The following is a 23,739-nucleotide window of genomic DNA, read 5'->3' as shown; positions in this document are numbered from 1 at the left end:
CACGCATGCCGTTCTTCTCCATCGTCATCCCCACGTACAACCGCGCGCGACTGTTGGAGGAGACGCTCGCTTCCGTCTTCGCGCAGGAGGAGACGGACTACGAAGTCCTCGTGGTGGATGATGGCTCCACGGATGACACGCTGGAGAACCTCGCACGTCTGGGTGAGCGCGTGACGACGCTGACCCAGGTCAACGCGGGGCCGGGCGTGGCGCGCAACCTGGGCATCCAGTCCGCCCGGGGCGAATACGTGGTGTTCCTGGACAGCGATGACCTGTGGTTCCCCTGGACGCTGTCCACGTATCGGAAGGTGCTGACGGACCACGGGATGCCCTCGGTGGTGATGGGGACGTCGACGGACTTCCATCGCGTGGAGCAACTGAGGTCCGTGACGCGGGAGGACCCGCGCGTGATGCTGTTCCCGGACTACCTGGCGAGCGCCGGGGACCGGACCCCGCGCACCGCCTGTGTCCTGGCCGTGCGGACGGAGGCGCTGCGAAGGGTGGGAGGGTTCACTCCGCTGCGCATCGTCGCGGAGGACTACGACTTGCTGTACCGCCTTGGCACGGAGCCGGGATTCGCGTGGGTCCGTGCGCCAGTGATGGTGGGCTATCGCAAGCACGAAGGCTCTGAGTCGACACACCTGGAGCCGAGCCACCGGGGCATGGCGTACCAGTTGATGCAAGAGCGACTCGGCCGCTACCCGGGCGGCGAGGCCCGCCGGCACGAGCGACTGGAGATGCTCCTCTACAGCGCGCGGCATGTCTCGCATTGGCTGGTGGAGCACCGAAGAAGTGACCTCGCGGTGGATTTGTACTGGCGCGGCCTGCCGTTCCATCTGGCCGTGCCTCGCTGGCGGTACATGGTGGGCTTTCTGCCCAAGGTCGCCATGGTGGGACTTCGCCAGCGGGTGATGCGCCGCTAGTCACCACGCCCGGTGTGCCGCCCGCGAAGCCCGCTCATGGGCGCCTGGATGGACGGGCGCGGCTCCTTGAGCACGCGGCAATCCCGGGAGGAGAAGCGACCTGCTCAGGGAGCGGTGCCTCCCTGCTCGAATACGGGCTGTCGATATCGATGGGGGCGGGGGCCCGGCTGTTTGTCTGGCAGGCGGGCGTGTTTTTCGGCGCGCTCGGGCACTGCGCATGTTCCAGGCGTGAGGCCCGAGGAGGTGCGCGATGGATGAGGCTCGCCCAGTCGTCGGTATGGATACGACCCATGAGGAACGGCCTCACCGCAAAGCGAGGCTCTGGGGAGGCATCGACCTGGGAGGCACGAAGATCGAGGCGGTGGTCGTCGATGCGGCGGGGAAGGTGCTCGGACGCTCGCGTCAGCCGACGCCCGAGGACGGCGCTCCCGGGGACGTGGTCCAGGCGATGTATGGCGCGCTGGAGGAGGCCGCCAGGGTGGCGGGCACGCTGTCCCGGCATCTGGTGGGAGTGGGCGTGGGAGCGCCCGGGGCAGTGGATGCAGGCGCGGGGACGCTGGCGCGCGTGAGCAACGTGGGAAAGGGCTGGATGGAGCCCTATCCCATGGCGGGAGACCTGGCGGACCTGGTTCGCTCGCGAGTGGTGTTGGGCAACGACGTCCAGGTCGCGGTGGCGGCGGAGTTCCGGCTGGGAGCGGGCCGGCCGTATGGCTCGGTGCTGGGGGTGTGGTGGGGAACGGGTGTGGGAGGAGGAATTGTGCTCAACGGCAATCCCTGGCGAGGACGGGGCGCGGCGGGGGAAGTCGGGCACATGGTGGTGAAGCCAGGCGGCGCACGTTGTGGGTGTGGGCGACGGGGCTGCATGGAAGCCTACGCGGGGCGTGCGAGTCTGGAGCGCAAGGCGCGCAAGGCCGTCCGTCGAGGTGAGAAGACGCACCTTTTCGATTGGATGCAGAAGCGAGGCCGCACGCGTTTGACTAGCAGTGTCTGGATGAGAGCACTGGAAGAGAAAGACGTACTGGCCACGAGGCTCATCGACCGGGCTGTGCGGATGCTGGGCGCGGGAGTCGCCTCCGCCATCAACCTGCTGGACGTGGACGCCGTCATCCTGGGCGGTGGTCTGGGGACACGGCTGGGACCTGTCTATGCGGACCGAATTCACGAGGCCATGCGTCCCCATATCTTCGTCCCGGAGCGGCAACCCCCTGTCCTCGTGGCGGAGCTGGGTGAGCTGTCAGGAGCCATTGGCGCGGCGCTGCTGGCAGAGCCCGCGATGAAATAGTCCGGAGAGGTCTGTTCTTTCTTGATTTTGAGTCTGCTGCAGCGATAGGCAGGCGACTCGAAGCTGTGCCAGACGTGTCTGTCAAGGCATGAAATCCACACGCTTTGTCCATGATTCTGGGATGACTGACGTTTCTCGTTTTCCCATCGCGAGTGTCAGCCCCAGGCAGTAAAGTCGTCGGCACTCTGTTCGTGAGTTTGTCCTTCAGCACGTGTCACGGCGTGACTTCCTTGGAGATAGCGGATGCGTAGGACGGGTATGGGACATGGGTTCGGCTCTGCGCTGAACACCTATCCCTGGAGGTGTGTCAGCGGCGTGATTCTCATGCTGTGGTTGGGGGGGTGTCGCCCTTCGCCAGCAGAAGACTCCACTGCCGAGGCGGTACCTGAAGATGTCAGTCCCGTGGTTCGGGAATGGCATCCCAAGCCGACAACAGAGCCAGCGGTCAAGAAGGTGGGCGAGGACTGTACCGCGCACGGCGCTTCAGAATGCGCGAGTGGGCTCTGTGTCCATGGTCGGCCCGAGCGAGGCGCCGGCTATGTTTGTAGCAACAAATGTGAGTCAGCAGCTCAATGTCCACCCGGTTGGCGATGTGTGAGTGTGGTTCCAGGTGCGAAGTCGTCCGTCTGTCTGTTGCCGGCAAAGGGACAGGGTGCCCCATCTCCAGATTCTCACTGAGTAGGTGGCCTACGGATGCCGTGGTTGAAGAAGCCTCTCGAATCAAGCTGTGTAATGAAATGGAACGTCATGAAAAAGCTGGCATTGCCCAGACGATGGAGTTTTTTCGCAGGTGGACTCGCGATCTTCTTGGTGGGGCTGGGCGCCTATGCGCTCGACGAAGACGTCTTGTCCGAGGAAGAAATCAAGAAGATGGTGGAGCAGGCCACGCTGAATCCCTTGCCACCACTGGGGGGCCCGGGCAGCTTTGGCGCTTCGCCTGAGAGTCGCGTCGCGCTCGGCTCACTCAAGCCGACTTACTCACATTCCGACATGACGCTGGATGGAGTGTTGGGAGATTTGAAGCTGACGCGAATCGCTGCGGGGCCCATCGGCGCGTGGAATGTGGGCGCCCCTGGGAAGATGCTGGGTTCGCCCTTCGGGTATGCGGGTATCGGCACGGGCAAGCCCTATCCGCGGCTGCGCTGGTGGCACAATCTGTATAGTTTCATCGCCCATCGTTATGAGTATGAAACCCTGTGCGAGAACCCTCCGAATTGGCCAGACCTTTGCCTGGACCTCTATGCCTGGGACTTGTACGGAGGGCCAGCTGGGACGATGACGTCCTTTGACGACTGTGGAACGATGATTGGGACGGATGGCTGCTTTGGTACCAATTTCTCGGAGCAGTCCCTCAAGATTCAATTGGTGGGGGAGAGCATCGTCGTCCACGCACCCGATGGTCGGTATTTCTACAATCATAAAGATAATCGGGGGCATGGCAGCTTCGAGGAGACACTGAAAGGATTTCGCACCTGGGACAGTGTGACGTTCCTCAGCTACATCGAGCCAAAGCAGTATGACGAGGGCTCCTGTGCTGAAGAAGGCAAGGAGGATGCCGGAACGGACCTGTCGAACTCGTGCCATCGGCGTATCGCTCGCCTGTACTATGACGTCCCGACGGAGTGCGCGGGCAGCAGTCCGGAGGAGACCGCGCAGACCCTGGGCGCCGCATCGCCTGTGCTTCGTTCCGCCGTGGCTCTGAGTGGTGACCGCCTCATCTTCCATTACCAGCGACTGCTTTCACGCGTGCCGACGGAGATTGACCGCACGCACGAGTGTGTCCTGAGTTCGGTGGATCTGCAGGGCAAAGATGGTGCGGTGGAGACATCTGTCGTGACCTACCATTACCTGGACAACAAGGCGGGGCTCCTCTCCAGGGTCGAATGGCCAGACAGGGCAGGTGGAACGGTCACCGGGGCCAAGCTTGAATATGCCTACACGGTGCCGGGCAGCACTGAGGGCTGGGAGGTGAAGCGTGACGGGGTGGTCATCGTCAGGCAGTCGATTTCGGCGAACAATGTGGTCGTGAAGGACACGGACGGCGACGGCGACTCGGTTGCCAAGAACACCTTCTTCGTCAGCGCCGAGGCCAATGGATGCCCTCCTGGGTACTTCGAGGGGGTCGCGGCTTGTCGGAGCCAGGACCAGTATTTCATTTCGTACGGTGCGACGCTCGGAGACGGTACCGGGACGACCGTGAGTGAGGTCGCACGGACATTCAAGATGACCTTGGCGGGGGTGAACCCTCAAGGCGATCAAGGTCCTCGGCTGACGTCTGCAAAGGTGACAGCAAGTTGTGGGGGCGCCTGCGTCGGAGTCGAACCCAATCCGCCAGGGGATGGCTGGTTTATCGACAAGCTCGGTAATGCGGTGGATGTCGCTTCGGGTGCCAAACACAGCAATGGTGCTTACACCGTTTATGGGAATGCATTGGCGGCAGATCCTGCTGTCCTTGGAAAGCCGTTTCTGCCTCCCGCCGAGTTGCAGCATGTGTATTTGGGCGCCGAAAATCGTGATGGCGGAAGCGCACTGCTTGAGCGCGATTACACCTATGTTTACGGAGGAGTGGGCCGGCCTGTTGCTCGGCGAGGGTACGAGCAGCTTGTAGAGACCGACTCGGACGTCTCCGTGTTCGCGGATGAAAACCCACTCGCCAGAGTCGGGACGCGGCGCCAGCGGGACCCTGTCACGAATCGTCTGACGGCAGTGGTGAAGTCGGGTCATTCGCTCGGTTTCTCACCGACGACGAACACGTGGCTTCGAGAGGATCGGCATGTGGGGGTCTTCTACCTGACCCACGATGCCTGCTCTGGGCAGGGGACTCCAGACGCCTTGGGTCGAATCCGAACTGTCATGGGGCCTTGTGAAGTGGCGGGCTCGCTCTCTGCGACGTGCGATATGGGTGGGAACATTCCGATCAGTGTCTATGACTACTGGGATGGTTCCACCGCGGACTCTCGCTCTGGACGCATGAAGGCCAAGAAAGTCTATCCATCGGGCTGCCTGTCAGCCCCCATCACCACGGCCCTGGATTCATATGATGTGAGGGGCCGGTTGTTGCAATTGACTGATGCAAATGGAGACATCACGAAGTTCGAATACGAAGGCACTCAGTTGGTGAGGAAGACCACTGCGCTCGGACATGCATCCTGGGAGGCTGTCACGGCGTATGGTTATGACGACAACGCTTCTCATGGCGACTATATCCGTCATCCGGATGGCCGCTATGAAGTACTCTGCTTCCGCAAAAATACGGGGGCAGGCCAGGGATGTGTCGGCGGTGTACGTACCGCACTCTTGCAGTGGCGAGCGTACTCTTCTGTCCCCTCCGGCGCGACTCACGCGGAGCGTGTGGACTACACGTATCATCTGGGTGTTCTTCGCAGTGAGACTTTCAGGGACGCGACGAACCAAGTGCGTCGCACCCGATACTATGAGGGAGATCCCCTCGAGCGAATGACTTTCGAGTCGTGGGGGGCGGCGGGGCCGTCGGTTTCATCCGCGACCAACTACTCCCAGACGCGACTCTACGATACCCAGGGGAATCAGGTCGGCTTGGGGTCACCCTATCAGCCAACTGCATCCGCGCCAGACCCTCTGTGTGGCGGGTTTGACCCGAACAGCCTGGCAGAGGGGTTGCCAAGGCAGCCCGCGAGTCCTCATTGCAAGGCTTTTGAGTATGACCGCCTGAATCGACTCACTGGTTTGCTGGAGCCCGTTGATACGACGAGCACGTCGGGAGAGGCTGTGAAGATGTGCCTCGCCTATGATCGCGCGGGCAATCTCAAGAGCGTTCGTCAGGGGTGCCCTCGCGGAGCCGGAGCCGCGGGAGATTGCAGCCTCTGTGGTCAACCGAGACTGGAGTATCGGCACGACGACTTCGGCAACCTTGTCCGCATGGATGCTCCGTGGGGCTCGGGTCCACAGGAGTTCCCAGAAGGCCCTGCGGGACGCGGCCGCTATCATTTCGAATATGACGTGGCCGGAAACCTGGTGAAGAAGCAGACCCCCTCCATGGCGGCTGCGGCCGATCCTCAATGGGTGGAAAACACCTATGACTCCATGGGCCGCACGCTGACGTCAGAAGCGGCCAAGTCGGTGGGTGGAGTCATCTCTCGAGAGACTCTCTTCGCGTACTTCTATGACCAGTCGTTGACTCCACCCTGGGGATGCCCGGGGTACTCGAGCGTCAGACCAGCTCGTGCGATGGGGCGTGCACAGGTCCTGACGGACTCCTTCGGGGACACTTGGTATCAATATGATGCGCACGGAAACACGATGGGTTTCTTCCGTGGTCGCGCACAAACAGGGGTCTCTCCGCGTACGTCCATGTGTTACGAGGGGAGGTCCACGAATCATCCCAGCCATCTTCGGTGGTATGACAATGCAGGCCGACTGAGCTCCGAGAGCTATCCTGGTGGCCGTGGAATCCATTACCTCTACCATGAAGGTGCACAGTCACATCGAATCTCGGCAATCCGAGTGACCGAATTCGATGGAGTCGCTGGTACAGGCTGGGGCGGTTTTCTAACCATCGTCGATGACGTTCGTTGGGAACCGTTTGGAGGCCTGCGCTCGTATGTGTTGAACGCGCCCAAGGCGCCTGCGGGGGCGCAGAAGGCGCGGGTCGAGTACCACGTCAACGGACTCAACCAACCCATCTCGAACTGCAGTGTTACTGCGTTCAGCAGCGGGGCTGACACGACGGGGCGCCTGGCGGGGGTCTCAGTGTCCAAAACCGAGGCCGGCGGCTCACTTGGGGACATCTTCAAGCGCGTCTATACATGGAAGGCCGACCAGTTGCTTCAAGAGGACACCTGTCTGCTGGAGGCGGGGAACGTGTCGCCCCATACCGTGCGTTACGCCAATGCCTCCACTGGGGCGGCTGGTTACGACGCACGACTGCAATTACTGTCTGCGTACGAGGTTGCGAATGCATCGTCGTCAGTGGGTGGGTCGTTCTCAGGCCGCACTTACGAATACGATGCTCGTGGGAATGGTACACTGGATGTCCAGGATGGGTGGCGCTTCAAGGGAGAGTATGACGGCATCGGCTCTCGCGTCGATCTGTTGACCGCCCGCTATTTGGAGGGAACCCAGTGTGGTGGGACTCTCTGCACGCCTCGGTTCTCGGTGACGCAGCGTTACGATTATGACCAAGACGGTCGAGTAAGTCGGATCGCCTCGTACAAGAACAAGACGGACAGTGTGGCCTCTCCATTCTATGCACTGGAATTGGATGCCTCGATGAGTGGTAGAAACGCAGCGGTAGGCGCGGTCTATCGACAGGTGTCAGACAATGAAGGCCGCATGTACGAGTATTTCTATGATGCCTTCGGACGTCGAAGACTCAAGCGTTACTTTGTGAGTGCCGGCAAAGGTCCGCTCCAAGACGAGTTCTTTTACGAGAACACCCGTCTCTATGAGGATTGGGGAAACACCGAGACTGAACCTGCTACTGCTGAGTCCGTGCGTGACGAGTATATTTGGTTGGACGGACGCCCGATTGCATTCTTTAAATCTCGGGTCACGCAGGCGGGACAACGGCTTGTGGATTTCGCAGGGGATTGTCCGCGCAATGGCGAGTCGGCTCCTTGCGGGCTGTACTTTCTCATATCAGATGGACAGGGCAAGCCCGTCCTGGCTCTCGACTCGTTCAGGCGCGTCACTGGAGCCGCAGACTATGACCCCTATGGTCAGGTCAATCGCACGACCCTGGTGGCGGATTCACCTGTTCTCGCGCTTGGCACAAATGCGTTGATGGCGACGGCCCAAGTACCCACTTCGGGCGCCGTGACCTCGCACTTCCGAGCACGCTTCTCCATTCTGGATGTCGCGAGCGGAAGTGGCGTCTACCTGGCCGATGGATCAGGTGTGGCGTTGAATGGGGTGGATGGTCTCCCGACACTGCTCGAGGATGTGACGTCCTTTGGCGCTGTCTCCAAATGGGCTGTTCCGGCAGCGGGTGGCGTGGCCCAGGTTCGGTTCCAGGCTGCCTCGACCGCTGGGGCGGTCCAGGATGCCGCACTGGGGAGCGTGGAATACCGGCGTTTCCAGACGGGAGCTGCTCCTGTGTGGACGCCGCTGCGTTTCCCGGGTCAATATCATGACGTTGAGACGGATTTCTTCGAGAACTGGAGTCGGTACTACGACCCGAGCATCGGGCGGTATCTAGGGCCAGATCCTCTCCTTGTCAGCCCCAAGTATCTTTCTGGTGCGGCGGGTCAGGGCATGAGCGTGCCTGTGTATGTCTATGCCCACAATAACCCTGTTATTCATACGGATCCTAGCGGAAGAGCCCTTCCGTTGTTGGTTGTGTTGGTTTGTGTGAGTGGTGTCTGCGAGGTGGCTGTCACGGCGGTGGTAGCCGCGACAGCGACCGTGGCCGCGACAGCGACGGCGGCTTATGTCGCTGCGAAAGTCACGGCGCATATAAGTGAAAACAGCGAGAGAGTGAAGCCGCCGAAGATGGATATGCCGCGTCTTCCTCCTGGCGTAAAAGACGCGGCGGAGTTCGGCGAAAAGATCAAGTGGCCAGAGGGACGCGCGAAAGATGGCGAACCTGTTGAGGTTGGAGAGCCCAATATGGATGTCGTAGATGAAATAGGTCTTGATGAAGAGTTGGCGGGTGAGTGGCGTAAGTTCTATGACAATGTGGATCAGCGAAACCCAAAGAATCCCTCGGCGAGAGGGAGAGTTGATTTTTTTGATAAGATCCTGGACGCGTTTCGTGGGCGCAGAACGGCTCAGAGCGGAGAGGGGATGTAATGGCAATCAGCCTGGTCATCCGAGTGGTGAATAAAGTAGAGCGCATGTCGCGGCTTGTCCTTGAACCTTGGGGTGAGGTTGAGGAAATTGCCCCTGGAGAGCTTGTTGAGATTCGTGCGACGGGCCCCAGCCCTGATGAGGGCCGAGACGGTGGGCTACTGCAGGTTGAAATGACACCCGAAGGCGTAACTGTATGGGGTTGGTCTGGATCGGATTTTGAGATCTCGCGAAGGGGATCGAAGTAGACTGAGCGTTTGTTGCAATTGACCTGGGCTGCGGCTTGGCCGCGCAGCCCAGGTTATATATTGAGATTTTAGTGGGAGCCTGGGGGTAGGCGTCGGTGAAGTAGACGCAATGATTTGGTGCGAAGAGTTTCTCTGTATTGCGTGAGAACCTCGCTGCCGTGCGCTGCAGGCCACGAGTCTGTGGAGCCTGGCTCGCCGTGCCATGGAGGTTCGTGGATGACGATGTACTGCGGCCTCTCCCCTGCATCCCACCACCAGTGCAGATTGTGCTGGCGAAGCCACGGCAGCGCGGAGGGGTGGACCAGGCCATGGATGTCCAGGATGCGCAGGCCCGAGTACCAGCCCAGATAGCCAATCTCCGTGGCCGCCAGCGTGTCGCCCGGCTCTCCGTGGGCGCGGACCCACTCGCCCACGGCGCGGTATTCCCCGGCGAGTCGGTACTCGGCGGGCAGTCGTGACACGGGCACCATCCCCAACCGAACCATGGGGACGAGCAGCAACACCGTGGCTCCCGCCGTGAGAATGGGAGAGAGGGCGAGGCGCCGGGCAACGGTCGTCACGACCCAACTCCCCAGCAGCAGAATCGAAAGGTCCACCGCGACATTTCCCGGCACGCAATACCAGTGGTACCCCGTGGGGGCGTCCAGGAGTTGGTATCCGACGACCTGTGCGACTCCAAAGCCAATGCATAGCACCGCGAAGCTGTTTCCCTGCTTCACGTCCCTCAATGCCAGCCAGATGCCCCCCGCCGCGAGGGGGAGGGTCAGCCAGGGGAAGCGCGCCTGCTTCACGAAGTAGACGATGAAGTCAGGCTGGGTGGCCCACCAACCCAAGTGGCGTTGAAGGGCCTTCACCTCGCCCGTTTGCGACACCGCGGCGCCAAAGTACCAGCGCGCGAACACCAGCCAGGGCACGGCGACCAGCGCGGCGGTGAGGGCACTGCGCCACGCGAGCCGACGGCGGGTGACGAGCTCGATGAGCCCCAGCAGCCCGAGCACGAAGATTCCCTCGGGACGCGTCAGCGCCGTCAGCCCCGCGAGGACTCCCGTCAGCGGCGTGTCACCTTTTGCCCGATAACTGAGCGCCGTGGCGGAGACGAACGCCATCAACAACGCGGCCTCCATCCCAAAGGAGTCCAGCATTCGCATTCCACCCGCCGCGCCCACCGCGAGCACGAGCGCCCGAACTCGCCCCTCGCGTCGCCACGCGATGAACTGCAACGCGGCCAGGGCATAGAGCGACAGCCCATAGGCGGTCGCGAGCGTCCATTCCGAGTAGCCCATGACCGCGCCGAGCGCCGTCACCAGGAGCGTGAAGGTCGTCGACGTCGCGGCGTTGCCAACCTCGCCTGGGTTGTAGCTCCAACCCTGGCCCGAGCCGATATTCGAGGCGATGCGCAGATAGATGAAGCTGTCATCGACCAGCATGGGGAGCAGCCGGACCGACAGCGCCACCGTGACGAACGCGCCGACGATGAGGATGGCCGCGTCGACAGGCGCCCACCTCTCACGTGCCCGCTCCTCGGTGGCTACGAACCCCTCAGGGCTGGATGAGATGGCGTCCTGCTTCTGCGATGTCGCGGTGTTCATGAGTCAAGCGAGGTCCCGGGCATCGGGCATGTTCCCCGCTTCCAGGTTACGGGAGATGCTGTCCGCGCGACACCCGGGCCTCAGGTCGCGCGTCCGGGCGTCACCTGTCGAGGCAGGCCTGGGGACGTGCCCTTGAGGCGCAGCGCGGGTTGCTCGACCCACTTCCACGAGGCCACCGCCAGGAGGAGCGCCCCGGGATACGACAGCACCGCATTCAGCCACCAGGGCAGAAAGCCCCCCATCAGGGCCGTGACGGTCTGTTGAACCGGGAAGCCATAGACGTAGAGGCCATAGGAGAAGTCGCCATGACGGCCGAAGCCCGCCAGGCGCCCCGGCAGGAAGCCGAGATAGAGCACCAGATAGGCCCCGCACGAGCCCATCGCGATGTGACACCCGACACCCAGGAAGGCTGTCGCGACCAGCGTCACCGCGCAGCCAAGGGCCACCCAGGGATTCATCCGCACCCTGTCCCGCCACAGGTACAGCGCGAGCGCGCCACCGAAGTAGAGATACAGCTCCGGCCAGAACCCCAGCCGCCCCACGCGGACCACGTTGAGTACGACGGCCAGCAACCACCCCACCACCGCCCACTCACGTCGCAGGAAGCCCGTCAGCCCCAACCCCACGACGAGCAGATAGAACCCCACTTCGTACTGCAGCGACCACAGCGCGCCGTTGATGGCGCCGGGATAGGCGTTCGTCTCGAACACGCCCGGCAGGTTCCACTGCGGGTCGCGGAGGGCGAGATTGCGCAGCAGGTAGGTATAGGTCTCTGGGGTGGTGAGGTACTCGGCCAACGGGCGCGTGGTGAAGACCGAGCCCATGACGAAGGTGATGAGCAGCAGCGAGACCGCCAGGCCTGGGAAGATGCGCAGCGCGCGCGCCCACAGGAACTGACGGGGCCGAGGCGTGCGCTCCCAACTGCGCGTCACCAGCAGCCCGCTGATGATGAAGAACACCGCCACGCAGACCGTGCCGATGGTGAACTGCTTGTGGGAGAGGACCTCCAGCGGCTCCGGAGTTCCCTTGAGCCCTTCGCCCGCGGCGAACGAGTGGCTGAGGATGACGCCCGACGCCGCGACGAAGCGCATGAAGTCCAGGTTGTTGTGCTTGCCGTCGAGGCACGCTTGCAGCGTCGGGCGGGTCGAGGAGGACATGATGGAGGCTGCCTGCGGTGGCGGCCCGGCCATTGTGCTCCGTATCCGCGGGCACGCGTCAACAGCGGTCAGGCGAGCAGCCGTCCGGAAGGGGGTTGGGAAACCATCGACTCGCTTCGCCGGGTGACCTCACCACGCGTCGAAGTGGCGCCTCCGCAGCTATGTCCAGCGGTTCACGTGGGCACGGCGCTCGTCCCGCGTTTCGCGGTCGCTGGACACGTCCACCCTGCTTCACGTCCAGCGGTGTCTGAATAGCCCTGCCTACTGTGTCCGTGTCTCGCGGCGGCGAAAGACGGAGATCTCCGTCGGAGCGTCCTTCACCCAGTCATAGTCAGGCGACTGGCGAAGTAGTTCGAGGAGCTGTCTGTCGCCAATCTTCCAGCCACCTGCCTGTGCGAACGAGCACTCCTCCCGCACGTAGCAATGCTTCACATTGACGAAGATGAGCTTGGGACGGCGGGCCAGGACATATTCCGGGTCCATCTTCACGTCGATTCCGCGCTGAGGCGACGGCAGGTGCGCGATATGCGTGTCGTTGAGGCCGAGCATGTCGAGGGTGGGTCGTCCTGTCGCGTAAGGCACGCGCCCCGCCCAGGGGACAGCGATGGCATCCGTGGTCTGCGTGTTCTCCAGGATCCACGCGGGTAGAGGTCCATGCGGCTCGTCAGTGAGCTGTGCGAGTTTGGTCTGGAGCAACCCTCGTTGGGCTTCATCTCCGGTCGGGAGCGAGCCCTTGAGCAACTGCATCCCATCCTCCGCCCAGGCCACGGCGATCAACGCGACGACGCCGACCGCATACGCGCGCGGCGAGAGCTTCGTCCAATGACGGCTCGCCTCCGCCACCAACATCACCGTCGCCATCCAGAGCAGCGGGAGCACAGGAAGCACCAGACGCACCGACGGAAAGGCCGAACGGTCATCGCCTCCCACCCACACGATGTAGAGCAAATAGAGGAGGCATGCCCCGCCAAGTCGGAGCGCCAGTTGCTGGGTCCGATGGGCCGAGGTGTCCGCCTCTCGCGTCGGCGTCGCCACCCAGGCAAGTGTGCCCAGGGTGAAGGGCACGGCGAGGTACGGAGCCCACGCGGTCGCGAGGTAGTGGATGCCCAGTGGCAGATTCAGGAGGCGATTGCCGGAGTGCTTCGCGTAGTACGTGTTCGGGAAGAGCCACCCGTAATGCTGAAGCCGCCACAGGAAGTATGTGAGCCAGATCGCGAGGAAGGGCGCCGCGAAGAGCACGAGCTCTCGACGTGCGAGCACTCCTTCGCGTGGACTCCATCGAAGAGAGAGCCCCGAGACAGCGACGAGGCCGAAGAGCAGCACCCCTTCAGGCCGGGTGATGGCGGCGAGCCCGAAGAGCGCGGACGCGACCATCAGCCACACGGGCCGCGGATTGCCGGCGAACTCGCGCAAGGCGAGCCCCGTGCTCACGAAGGCCAGGGCCGTGAAGAACACGGTCTCCATGCCTGTCTGCGTGTAGTAGGCGAGGGGCGTGCACAGCGCGACGAGGGTCGCGAGGGCCACCCGCCATGGTCGCTCTTGAATCGGGTGTGCGCCAGCCAGCGCCAGCAGGATGACGCCGCAGGCGGCCGCGCTGGTGAGCAGCTTTGAAGCCAGGAGAGGGGACGCACCGAGTGCGATGGGAATCGCATTGAGGACGACCCACATGAAGGACGTGTAGCCCTCCACGGGCGGCTCACCGATGTTCCACGCAATCCCATGTCCGCTCGCGAGGTGCCTGGCATAGCGGTAGGTGATGAAGGAGTCGTCCAGTCCGCCGCCCGTCAGAAGCAGGCATGCGAACAAGAAGGCCGCCATCAACGCCATTCCCAGGAGGACTGTCCAGACCCAGGAGAGGCGGTGCTGCGAGGAGCCACCAGGAACGCGTTGAACGTCGAGCTGCACGTGATTGAATCCAGTCCGAGGATGGCGAAGGCCCTCAGGACATCCAGCCCATCCATGCGCCGCGTGGAAGCGATGTCGGCGCTCAACGCGTGACTCCGCGCGGGTGACGCTCGCGGGCTCGTGGGAAGGGGGAAGACCTGGTGGGGCACATGCGGGTGGTGGGTGCATTGTGTCCCCCGTCCCCGGGGCGTCAACAACGGACCGCGAAGGGCCTGGCCGCAGGGCAGGCGTGGCACTGAGGTCAGCCATGACACTTCCAGGCCGTGCCGAAGCCCGCATGGCCGCTCGCTGGGGGACGACTCGGGCGACATCCGGGTGTCGGACAGGAACGCTCATTGACGCGCCGTGACGCTCACCGTCAGCATGGCGGGAGCGGCCCTTCTCGATGATCACCTTCTTCGTCGCGTTCCTTGTCTCGTTGATGGTGGCCCTGGGCCTCACGTATGTCGTGCGCAACCAGGCGCTGGCGTGGGGCTGGCTGGACCAGGCCAACTCGAGTCGCAAGGTCCACGTCCGGCCCATCCCTCGGCTGGGTGGCATCGGCATCGTGGCGGGCTTCTTCGCTCCCCTGTGCGCGCTGTTCCTGGTGGACTCCGGCGTGGGGCACCACTTCCGGCTCCACACCGAGCTGATTTCGGGTCTGTTCGTCGGAGGCGCGGCCATCGCCGCGCTCGGCCTGTATGACGACCTGCGAGGCGCGGGCGCACGGCTCAAGTTCAGCGTGCAGCTCATCGTGGCGCTCGGGCTCTACCACCTGGGCTTTCGCATCGAGGTCATCGCCAATCCGTTCGGCCCCGAGCTGACGCTGGGCGCGCTGAGCCTGCCGTTCACCGTGCTGTGGATGGTGGGCGTCATCAATGCGCTCAACCTGATTGATGGCCTCGACGGGCTCGCGGGCGGCGTGGCGTTCTTCGGCGTGAGCACCAACTTCATCCTCGCGCTGTCGCGAGGAGACGTGCTGCTGTGCCTGCTGATGGCGGCGCTCGCGGGCGCCATCCTCGGGTTCCTCGTCTTCAACTTCAACCCGGCCTCCATCTTCATGGGGGACACCGGCAGCATGTTCCTCGGCTTCGTGCTGGCGGCGGTGGCCATCAAGACGAGCACCAAGAGCGGCACGGCCGTGGCCATGCTCGTGCCGGTGATGGCGCTGGGCCTGCCCCTCATGGACACGCTGCTCGCGGTGGTGCGCCGCTCGCTCCTCGGGCGACCGCTGTTCAGCGCTGACAAGGAGCACATCCATCACCGGGTGATGAGCCGCATGGTGCTCAGCCACCGCTCCGCCGTGCTGGTGCTGTACGGCCTGTGCGGCCTCTTCATGTTGACGGCCCTGGGCCTCAACTTCGCCAACAGCGCGCAGAGCGCCTTGCTGCTGTGTGGCATGGGCGTGGTCATCGCGGTGATGATGCGCAAGCTGGGCTATCTGGACCTGGGTCGCGCGGGCGACATGCAGCAGCGCCGCCAGAGAAACATCCGGCTGCGCTCGCTGGTGAAGGAGGTCATCGGCGCCGTGCGCGAGGCGAGGTCCCTTCAAGAGGTCTGGAGCGCCGTGCGGCTCCTGTCGGAGGTGCTGGACGTGTCGCGGCAGGAGCTGCGCTTCCAGCACCTGCGCGACGGACTCCTGGACGGCGTCGTCTTCGAGACCCAGCGTGCCGCGGGCCTGTCGATGCCCTTCGAGCTGCGCCTGGAAGTGAAGGACGAAGAAGTGGTGCTCGGCTCGCTGCTGCTCGTCTGGCGCGATGGCCGCAATGCCATCGACCGGGACGAGGAGCTGGCGCTGGAGCTGGTGGCGGACGCCGTCGCCGAACGCGCCGCGAGGCTCCTGGCGGTGGCGGATGCCGACCCCGCGCGCGTCGTCGTCCTGAGAAGATGACGACGGCGGTGGGCTCAAGCGCACTCGTCGCGCTGCTGCGCTCCTGGCCCCTGTCCCCCGCGAGAGGGGCTCCCGAAGGCGACGAGGCCACTGCCTTCGTGCGCGGGGCCGTCCGCCACGGGCTCGCCGGGTTCGTGGCTCACGCGGTGGGGCAGGTGGGTTGGGAGCTGCCCGCGGATTCGAGCGCACTGTTGCGCCGGGAGTCCCTGACAGGCGCGGCCCGCTCGCTCCAGGTGAAGGCCCTGCTGCTCAAAAGCCTGGAGGCGCTGGCCTCCGAGGGCATCGTCCCCGTGTCGCTCAAGGGGTACGGACTGGCGCTGCGGCTGTATCCGGACCCGCTCCAGCGCGCCACCCGCGACGTGGACCTGCTGGTGTCTCGGGGCAAGGTCGAGACCGCCGTGCGCAGCCTCACCGGGCTCGGACTGACGGCGCGTCCGACGCGCGATGGGCGCCACGCGGACCTGGACTCGCACCACCTGGAGCTGGAGGGAAAGGCGGGGTTGGTGGAGCTGCACTTCCGTGCCCTCGCGGGCTGGGGCCGGGCGCTGGAGGGCGATGCGCTGGTGTCGCGCGCGGTGGAGGGTGCACTGGAGGGCCAGCGGGTGCGGTGGCTCTGTCCCGAGGACGAGGCGGTGTACCTGGCCCTTCACGCGAGCCACCACTTGTTGCAGCGCCTGGCGTGGCTGTTCGACCTGAAGCTCCTGGCGGCGCGGGGACTGGACTGGGACCGCGTCGTCGAGGGGGCTCGTGGAACGGGGCTGCCACAGCTCGTGTTTCACGGCTGGGAGGTCGCGAGGAGGCTTTTGGGCGCACCGGTGCCGGAGGCCGCGCTGGAAGCCCTGGCGCCTCCCTGGTGGCAGCGGCGGCTCGCGCGGAGGTTCTTCACGGAAGAACGACTGGTGGAAACGGAGCTGGTTCGCAGCCGGCCGCGCTGGATGGCGGCGAAGCTGCTGCTGGCGCCCGAGCCGGGGGCGATGCTCCGCTATGCGCTGCGGCGCCTGGACACCGCGATTCGCCCCCCTTCGGACAGATGAACCGTCGCCCCCAAGGGCGGGCCTTTGTCCTGTGTCCACCACGCCGTCATCCCGTGGGGCTCAGGCAGTGATTGCAGGCGATGCGGTGGGCCCGTTAAAGGGGGCCACCATGCCGCTCAGCCTGCTCGACACCTTCCGCGTCCTCGCCTCGTTCGAACCACCGCGAGGAGCCCTCAAGGGCGCGCCCTGGGAGGAATACGTCGACTGGGCCATCGCCCAGGGCCTGGCCCCACTGGCGGCCTACAACCTGGAGTACCGCCTGGGCGCCAGCGCCGCGCCCGAGTGGGCCCGAGACAGGCTGCTCGCCATCTACCAGGGCTCCGTCAACGACAACGTGATGAAGCTCGTCAACTTCAAGCAGGTGGTGGACGAGCTGCAAGGCCGCAAGCTGGTGCTCATCGGCTCCGCCGCCTTCGCCGAGGCGCTCTACCCGCACATCGGCTTCCGCCCCGTGCTGGACCTCCAGCTCCTCATGCGCCGCATGGACGTGGACGGCTTCGCGGGCTTCCTCTCCAACCACGAGTTCAAGCCGGAGACGGACACCTCCCACAGCGGCGCCGCGAAGCTCGTCTCCGACGGGCGCACCGCCATCTACCTCTACTCCGACATCCTGGGTCCCCAGCGCCGCGAGCAGACCGCCGGCATCATCGAGCGCGCCAAACCCATGAAGGTCTACGGCCCCTCCATGTTCCGGGCCGACCTGGAGGATTCGGTCCTCCTCGTGTGCCTGGAGCACGCGCGTCAGGGGTATGACGTACCCTGGCTGTCCTTCATCGACCTGCGAGAACTCGTCACCGGCGCCAAGTGGATGGGCGGCGTGTACTCCCGGCCGCTCGACATCCCCGCGCTGCTCGCCCGGGCCGCGGAGTGGCGCCTGGAGCGCGCCCTCTACACCTCGCTGTCCATCGTCGCCCGGCTCTTCCCGGAGGCCGCCGCGGAGGCCACCGCCGCCCTGCCGCCGCTGCGTCGGGCCACTCGGGAGCTGCTGGACCGGACGGTGGTGGGTCCAGTCAGCACCCCCGGGCGCACTTCGGCTCTCAGAGGCTTGGAAAGAGTGCGCCGTCTGCTCACGGGGCAGTGAGGCTGCCCGGCCGCTGTGCGGGCCCCGGGGACGGGCTTTCTTTCCGAGCGCGTCCCGGCGTATGAGTTCTGGTCAAGACACCTCCCCACTGGGACTCTTTCAATGCGTATCGCCATCATCGGAACGGGCTACGTCGGCCTGGTCGCGGGCACCTGCTTCGCGGACTCGGGCAACGACGTCACGTGCGTGGACATCGACGAGCGGAAGATCCGGATGCTCCAGGCGGGCGAGGTGCCCATCTACGAGCCCGGCCTCGAGGAGCTCATCAAGAAGAACGTCCGCGAGAAGCGCCTGTCCTTCACGCGCGACCTGCCGGAGGCGGTCTCCAACGCGCACGTCGTCTTCATCGCCGTGGGCACGCCCGAGGGTGAGAGCGGCGACGCCGACCTCCAGTACGTGCTGGCCGCCGCCGAGCAGATTGGCAAGGCGATGAAGCAGTACACCGTCGTCGTGGACAAGAGCACCGTGCCGGTGGGCACCGCGGACAAGGTTCGCGACGCCATCCGCAAGGTGACGAGCATCGAGTTCGACGTCGTCTCCAACCCGGAGTTCCTCAAGGAAGGCGCCGCGCTGGACGACTTCCTCAAGCCGGACCGCGTCGTCATCGGCGTGGACTCCGAGCGCGGCCGCAAGGTCATGGGCGAGCTGTACGCGCCCTTCGTGCGCACCGAGAACCCCGTGCTGTTCATGGACACGCGCTCGGCGGAGCTGACCAAGTACGCCGCCAACGCGATGCTCGCCACGCGCATCTCCTTCATGAACGACATCTCCGCGCTGTGCGAGAAGGTCGGCGCGGACGTGGACTTCGTGCGCAAGGGCCTGGGCTCCGACAAGCGCATCGGCTACCCGTTCCTCTTCCCGGGCGTGGGTTACGGCGGCTCGTGCTTCCCCAAGGACGTGAAGGCGCTGGGCGCCACCGCGCGTGAGTTCGGCCTGGAGCTGGACCTGCTGCGCGCCGTGGAGCGCACCAACGAGCGGCAGAAGAAGCTCCTGGTGAACAAGGCGACCAAGCACTTCGGCGGCTCGCTGGAGGGCAAGAAGTTCGGCGTGTGGGGCCTGGCCTTCAAGCCGAAGACGGACGACATGCGCGAGGCGCCGTCCATCGACGTCATCGAGGGACTCATCGGCAAGGGCGCGTCGGTGGTGGCGCACGACCCGGTGTCCACGCACACCGCGAAGCGCGTCTTCGGTGACCGCATCCGCTACGCCAGCGTGCCGTACGAGGCGCTGGAGGGCGTGGACGCGCTCTTCGTCGTCACGGAGTGGAACGAGTTCCGCCACCCGGACTTCGAGCGCATGAAGTCGCTGATGAAGGCGCCGGTCATCTTCGACGGCCGCAACGTGTTCGACCCGGTGCGCATCCGCGAGCTGGGCTTCACGTACTACGGCATCGGCCGCCGGTGAGCCGAGGCGGTTCGCTCGATGCCCTGACGGGGCTGCGTTTCTTCGCGGCCCTGCATGTCGTGTTGTTCCACTTCGCGCGCCCGGCCCTGGAGCCGGCGCCGGAGTGGCTGCGGAACTTCGTGGGCGCGGGCTACTCCGCCGTGGGCGTCTTCTTCGTCCTGTCCGGTTTCGTCCTCGCCTGGAACTACCTGGACGTCGACGGGCGGATGGAGACAGGGACGCGCGCCTTCCTCGTCGCCCGTGTCGCCCGTGTCTATCCCGTCTATCTGCTGACCTTCCTGCTGTCCGCGCCGCCCACAGTCCTCGCGTCGGTGGCGGACAACGGCTGGAAGCTCGCCTGCGTGAAGCTCGCGGTGGGCGCGGTGGCGACGCTCGCGCTGGTGCAGGCCTGGGTGCCGCGGCTGACGCTGTACTGGAATCCCCCGGGCTGGTCCGTGGCGGTGGAGGGGTTCTTCTATGCCCTCTTCCCCCGGCTCGCGCGGTGGCTGCCCACGCTGAGACCCTCGCGGCTGCCCATGTTGATGGGCGCGGTCTGGGTGCTGGGGCTGACGCCGCCGGTGCTCTACCTCGCGCTGCGGCCGGACGGGCCGGGGGCGCTGGACGCGCACTCGGGAGGCGTATGGCTGTCGGTGGTGAAGTTCACCCCGCTGGCGCGGCTGCCGGAGTTCCTCTTCGGGGTGCTCTTGGGCTGGTGCTTCGTGCGCGAGCGCGCGGCGGGTGGGGCGAAGGGCTCGGGCGGGGTGCTGGCTTCAATCGGCGCGGCGCTGCTGGTGGCGGCCGGCGCGGCGGGGGAGTGGATTCCCTATCCGCTGATGCACAACGCGCTGCTGGCTCCCGCGTCGGGGCTGCTGGTGTACGGGCTGGCGCGCGGGGGAGGGTGGCTCGGCTGGGGGCTGTCGCGCCCGCTGGTGGTGCACCTGGGGGCGGCGAGCTACGCGCTGTACCTGCTGCAGTACCCCGCGGGCGAGGCGGCCATGAAGCTGGAGCGCGTGCTGTCGCCCTGGGTGGACCTCAACACGCCGCTGGGGTGGTTGGGCTCGGTGCTACTGCTCGCGGTCCCGACGTCCGTGCTGGTGCACCGGTACGTCGAGACGCCGCTTCGCTCCCGGGTGCGCAAGGCGCTTCAACCCTGGGTGGATGCGGAGGGTGCTGCTGGAGCGGCCCGGACTGGGGTGTCGGGGGCCTGAGCCAGCCGCGTCAGTCGACGCCGCCCGGACGGGCGATGCCGCACTCGCGCTTGCCTTCGGGGGTTTCAATCTTCTTGCAGTCGCAGCCCTCGAGCTTCGCCTCGCAGACGACCTCGTCCTCGGGCGTGGGCTCCACGCGGCTCTCGTCGAGCGAGGCGTTCTGGAGGCACAGCTCCTTCTCCACGGAGTTGATGGAGCAGTCGCACAGCTTCTCGGACAGCTCGCGGCAGGCCCCCTTGCAGCCGGTGAGACCGGACAGGGTGGAGCAGAGGAGGGCGGCGGTGAGGAGGAAGCGGCGCATGGGTGCGGCGAACATGCCAGAAGGTCTTCCGGATGCAAGCCAACTCCGGGCCCGGGCGTGCATGAACGGATGCCGGACAGGCCCGCTCGCTCGTCCTGACTCCCGGGCCTGGGAGGGCCGGCGAGCCGAGGGGCCCCTGCGTCCCGAGGGCAGCGCGGCTTTCAACGCCTGACAGAGGGGACTGGTTCTCCCCCTGGTGCCACCTGACGCCCTCGAGAGCGCCCGAGGCGCAGGCCTCGGCGGGTGGACCTGTGAGGAAGGTGGCCGGGGGCCCACGGGCTTCGAGCTTGCCGGCTCTGTCAGCCGCCGAGCGGGAACCCGGGACGGAAAGAAGAGGCCTCCGAGGCTCGTGTCATACTCTCCGCCCCGCTCCGAATGGCCTCCTCGCATCGCAGCTGCTCCCGGTACACCCGGCTCGCTGAAGTGGCCCTGGCCACTCTTGTCGTGGTGTGTCCGCTGGCGCTCGGCGGCGCGGCGAGGTGGGTGGCCTGGCCGTTGATGGGGCTCGCGGGCGCGGCGGCGCTGCTCGCGGGAATCGGGGCCCGGCGCCAGGGCCAGTCGCTGCGTGTGCCCCTGCTGGCCGTGCCCCTGGCGGCGAGCGTGGTGCTGTGCGCGGTGCAACTCGTCCCCCTGCCGGAGGGGGGGCTGCGCGTGCTGAGTCCGGAGGCCGCCGCGCTGCGCGAGTTCGCGCTGGAGCCGCTGGGCCTCACGGGCGCGCGGCCGGTGTCGTTGGACTCCTCGGCCACGTGGCGCGAGCTGTCCAAGCACCTCGCGTATCTGCTGACCTTCCTCGCCGCGGTCCAGGTGTGTCGGGCCCGGGACAGCCGTCGCCGCCTGCTCGCGGTGGTGGCCTTCAGCGGCGCGGCGGTGGTTGTCGTCGGCCTGGGACATGCGCTGCTCGGCATGCACTCCCTCTTCGGGATGATGCCCTGGGTGCATGCGCGGCCCCCGCTGGTGACGTTCTTCGCCAACCCCAACCACCTCGCGGGCTTCCTCGGGCTCGCGGCCTCGGTGGGCGTGGGGCTGGCCCTCACCACGCGGCCTCGCTCGAAAGCGCTGCCCTTCGCGCTGGCGGCGGGTGCCAGTGGCCTGGGGGTGCTGCTGTCGCTCTCGCGCGGAGGCATCGCCTTCTTCCTCTTCGGACAGGCGCTGTTGATGCTGTGGCTGGTGCGTCAGCGCCGCGAGGGCGGCGCGCCCCGATGGGCCCGGAGCACCGCCGCCCTGCTGGGCCTGCTGGCGGTGCTGGCGGTGGGCGCCTACGTCGCGGCGGACTCGCTGTGGGCCGAGGCACGCTCAGCGGACAGCATCGAGAAGCTGAGTCAGTCCAAGGTGGCGCTGTGGCCGATGATGGCGCAAGCCGCGCGAGCCTTCCCCGTGCTGGGCATGGGGCGCGGCGCGTTCGAGGCGGTCTTCCCTCGCTACCAGACCGAGCCCAACCCGAACACGCTCACACATCCGGAGAACGCGGTGCTCCAGGCCGCGACGGAGCTGGGCCTCCCAGGGCTGTTGCTGCTGGCCGTGGCGCTCTGGGGCTTCGTGCGGCTGGTGCGCCGCGAGGACCTGGATGCGCTGGAGCTGGCGGTGCTTTCGGGCGTGGCGGCGCTGGGGCTGCACAACCTCTTTGACTTCAGCTGGGAGCTGCCGGCCTGCGCGGTGGCCACGCTGCTCGTGCTGGGCGCGGTGGCTCGGCCTCGGGAGCGCGGCAGGGCCACGGAGGGAGCGCGGCAGGGCCTGACGCCATCGCCGGTGTTGCTGGGCGCAAGCGTCGCGCTGACGGCGCTGGGGTTGCTGGCGCTCGTGCCGGGGGCGCACCGTCTGGCGGACGCGGAGGCGGAGCTGGCGGCGCTCGTCAGTGCCCGGGCGCCCGTGGACGTGGTGCACGCCAAGGGTCTGGAGCTCATCGACCGGCACCCCTCGGACTATCTGCTGTATCGGCTGGTGGCCTCGGCCCATGCCTCGCGCGGAGGTGAAGGCGCGGGGGACACGCTGGCCTTCGTCAATCGCGCGCTGTACCTGGCCCCTCGGGATGCCGTGTCCCATCGAGTCGCCGGGCGTGCGCTGCTGGCCCTGGGCCGCCGCTCGCAAGGCTTCCTGGAGTACCGGCTGGCGCACGAGGCGGGTGATGCCGGTGCGCTCCTGGGAGAGGCGGTGCGCCGGGCGCATTCGGTGGAAGAGCTGGCGGCGATGACGCCGGACTCGCCGGAGGTGGCGGGCCGACTCATGGACGCGCTGAGCAACACGCCTGGGCGTCAGGAGCTGGCGCTGGCCTACGGTGCCTGGGCGCGGGAGCACTTCGAGGGACGGCACGGAGTGACGGAGCTGTGGACGCGCGAGGCTCGGCTGCGCCTGCTGCGCAAGGAGTTGTCGGAAGCGGAGGCCGCCTGCGCGCAGGTCGAGCGTCGTGAGCCGGAGCGACTGGACACCGCGCTGCTGCGCGCGGAGGTGCTCAAGGGCCGGGGTGAACTCGACGCCTCGCTCGGGGCCGTGGAGACACTGCGGGCCCGTCACCCGGGAAACGTGGAGCTGGCCTTCACCCTGGCCTCCTGGCAGTTGGAGGCGGGGCTGACGCGGCGCGCTCGCGAGACGCTCCAGTCGGTGGGCGGCCTCATCTCGGACTACCGCCAGCGGGCGCGGATGCTGTCGATGGAGGCGGACGGCCTGGAGCGCGAAGGGCTGCTGTCGCGCGCGGTGGAGCGACGACAGACGGCGGCGCGGTTGGTGCCGAGCGCGGAGGGGTACTTCGCGGTGGCGCGGTTGCAGGAGTCACTGCGTCGCTATGACGCCGCGGCGCGCTCCGTGCGCGAGGGGCTGGCACTGCTACCGCCCGATTCCCGCGAGGCCGCGCGGGCGTGGATGACGCGCCTGGAGTCCGCCGAGCGCACCCGGGTGGACACCCGTCGCAAGGAGTTGATGGACGACCCGAGGGCCCAGGAGCTGGAGCACCTGTTGGGAGGGCCGAGAGAGCCGCCCGTGGAGCCCTAGCGTCCACGGAC

At 66.0% G+C, this 23,739-nt stretch carries 13 protein-coding genes; 9 read left to right on the top strand and 4 right to left on the bottom strand.

The window, feature by feature from the left end; genetic code table 11:
• The first annotated feature begins 5 nt into the window (after positions 1 to 5).
• The 3 genes from HUA75_RS30535 (at position 6) to HUA75_RS30525 (ending at position 8,973) form a co-directional block, all read left to right on the top strand.
• Positions 6 to 923 carry a glycosyltransferase family 2 protein gene (locus HUA75_RS30535; RefSeq protein ID WP_174488391.1) on the top strand — a complete coding sequence of 306 codons (918 nt, stop codon included), beginning with the start codon at positions 6 to 8 and terminating at the stop codon, positions 921 to 923.
• A gap of 277 nt (positions 924 to 1,200) precedes the next feature.
• Positions 1,201 to 2,205 carry an ROK family protein gene (locus HUA75_RS30530; RefSeq protein ID WP_174488390.1) on the top strand — a complete coding sequence of 335 codons (1,005 nt, stop codon included), beginning with the start codon at positions 1,201 to 1,203 and terminating at the stop codon, positions 2,203 to 2,205.
• Between the two features lie 747 nt (positions 2,206 to 2,952).
• Positions 2,953 to 8,973 carry an RHS repeat-associated core domain-containing protein gene (locus tag HUA75_RS30525; protein WP_217446348.1) on the top strand — a complete coding sequence of 2,007 codons (6,021 nt, stop codon included), beginning with the start codon at positions 2,953 to 2,955 and terminating at the stop codon, positions 8,971 to 8,973.
• A 313-nt stretch (positions 8,974 to 9,286) separates the two neighbouring features.
• Here HUA75_RS30525 and HUA75_RS30520 read toward each other — a convergent pair whose 3' ends face one another.
• The 3 genes from HUA75_RS30520 to HUA75_RS30510 form a co-directional block, all read right to left on the bottom strand.
• Positions 9,287 to 10,807, bottom strand: a complete 1,521-nt coding sequence (locus HUA75_RS30520; RefSeq protein ID WP_174488388.1) for a hypothetical protein — start codon at positions 10,805 to 10,807, stop codon at positions 9,287 to 9,289.
• Positions 10,808 to 10,887: 80 nt separating this feature from the next.
• Positions 10,888 to 11,964 (bottom strand): acyltransferase, encoded by a 1,077-nt coding sequence (locus HUA75_RS30515; protein WP_174467520.1) that lies wholly within the window; start codon positions 11,962 to 11,964, stop codon positions 10,888 to 10,890.
• Between the two features lie 261 nt (positions 11,965 to 12,225).
• Positions 12,226 to 13,869, bottom strand: a complete 1,644-nt coding sequence (locus HUA75_RS30510; protein ID WP_371746230.1) for a hypothetical protein — start codon at positions 13,867 to 13,869, stop codon at positions 12,226 to 12,228.
• Positions 13,870 to 14,254: 385 nt separating this feature from the next.
• On the opposite strand from HUA75_RS30510, the gene HUA75_RS30505 reads away from it, so the two are divergent.
• From HUA75_RS30505 to HUA75_RS30485, 5 genes are all read left to right on the top strand, one after another.
• On the top strand, positions 14,255 to 15,739 hold the full coding sequence (locus HUA75_RS30505; protein ID WP_174488387.1) for an MraY family glycosyltransferase: 1,485 nt from the start codon (positions 14,255 to 14,257) through the stop codon (positions 15,737 to 15,739).
• An 8-nt stretch (positions 15,740 to 15,747) separates the two neighbouring features.
• The gene (locus HUA75_RS30500) at positions 15,748 to 16,773 is read left to right on the top strand and encodes a nucleotidyltransferase family protein (RefSeq protein ID WP_371746229.1); all 1,026 of its coding nucleotides are present in this window, start codon (positions 15,748 to 15,750) and stop codon (positions 16,771 to 16,773) included.
• A 109-nt stretch (positions 16,774 to 16,882) separates the two neighbouring features.
• The gene (locus HUA75_RS30495; protein ID WP_174488385.1) at positions 16,883 to 17,854 is read left to right on the top strand and encodes a nucleotidyltransferase family protein; all 972 of its coding nucleotides are present in this window, start codon (positions 16,883 to 16,885) and stop codon (positions 17,852 to 17,854) included.
• Positions 17,855 to 17,956: 102 nt separating this feature from the next.
• Entirely contained in the window at positions 17,957 to 19,258 is a 1,302-nt protein-coding gene (locus HUA75_RS30490) for a UDP-glucose/GDP-mannose dehydrogenase family protein (protein WP_141645544.1), read from the top strand.
• Positions 19,255 to 20,445: an acyltransferase gene (locus tag HUA75_RS30485; protein ID WP_141645545.1), complete on the top strand. Its 1,191-nt coding sequence runs from the start codon at positions 19,255 to 19,257 to the stop codon at positions 20,443 to 20,445. Before HUA75_RS30490 ends, HUA75_RS30485 begins: the two co-directional genes overlap by 4 nt.
• Positions 20,446 to 20,455: 10 nt before the next feature.
• Here the strand turns inward: HUA75_RS30485 and HUA75_RS30480 are convergent, their stop codons facing one another.
• Positions 20,456 to 20,761, bottom strand: a complete 306-nt coding sequence (locus tag HUA75_RS30480) for a hypothetical protein (RefSeq protein WP_141645546.1) — start codon at positions 20,759 to 20,761, stop codon at positions 20,456 to 20,458.
• 360 nt (positions 20,762 to 21,121) lie between these two features.
• On the opposite strand from HUA75_RS30480, the gene HUA75_RS30475 reads away from it, so the two are divergent.
• Complete coding sequence (locus tag HUA75_RS30475) at positions 21,122 to 23,728, top strand: O-antigen ligase family protein (protein WP_174488384.1); 2,607 nt, start codon at positions 21,122 to 21,124, stop codon at positions 23,726 to 23,728.
• Positions 23,729 to 23,739: the final 11 nt, after the last annotated feature.

This window comes from Myxococcus sp. CA040A (genome assembly GCF_013336725.1).
Classification (GTDB): Bacteria; Myxococcota; Myxococcia; order Myxococcales; family Myxococcaceae; genus Myxococcus; species Myxococcus llanfairpwllgwyngyllgogerychwyrndrobwllllantysiliogogogochensis.
Note: the sequence above shows the minus strand (reverse complement) of the source record. Positions and strands in the feature narration are given on the sequence as shown.

What these genes read in the sequence shown, in the direction of transcription:
- HUA75_RS30535 (WP_174488391.1), top strand. Translation starts at nt 6, where the DNA reads ATGCCGTTCTTCTCCATCGTCATCCCCACGTACAACCGCGCGCGACTG.
- HUA75_RS30530 (WP_174488390.1), top strand. Translation starts at nt 1,201, where the DNA reads ATGGATACGACCCATGAGGAACGGCCTCACCGCAAAGCGAGGCTCTGG.
- HUA75_RS30525 (WP_217446348.1), top strand. Translation starts at nt 2,953, where the DNA reads ATGAAAAAGCTGGCATTGCCCAGACGATGGAGTTTTTTCGCAGGTGGA.
- HUA75_RS30520 (WP_174488388.1), bottom strand. Translation starts at nt 10,807, where the DNA reads ATGAACACCGCGACATCGCAGAAGCAGGACGCCATCTCATCCAGCCCT.
- HUA75_RS30515 (WP_174467520.1), bottom strand. Translation starts at nt 11,964, where the DNA reads ATGTCCTCCTCGACCCGCCCGACGCTGCAAGCGTGCCTCGACGGCAAG.
- HUA75_RS30505 (WP_174488387.1), top strand. Translation starts at nt 14,255, where the DNA reads ATGATCACCTTCTTCGTCGCGTTCCTTGTCTCGTTGATGGTGGCCCTG.
- HUA75_RS30495 (WP_174488385.1), top strand. Translation starts at nt 16,883, where the DNA reads ATGCCGCTCAGCCTGCTCGACACCTTCCGCGTCCTCGCCTCGTTCGAA.
- HUA75_RS30490 (WP_141645544.1), top strand. Translation starts at nt 17,957, where the DNA reads ATGCGTATCGCCATCATCGGAACGGGCTACGTCGGCCTGGTCGCGGGC.
- HUA75_RS30480 (WP_141645546.1), bottom strand. Translation starts at nt 20,761, where the DNA reads ATGTTCGCCGCACCCATGCGCCGCTTCCTCCTCACCGCCGCCCTCCTC.
- HUA75_RS30475 (WP_174488384.1), top strand. Translation starts at nt 21,122, where the DNA reads ATGGCCTCCTCGCATCGCAGCTGCTCCCGGTACACCCGGCTCGCTGAA.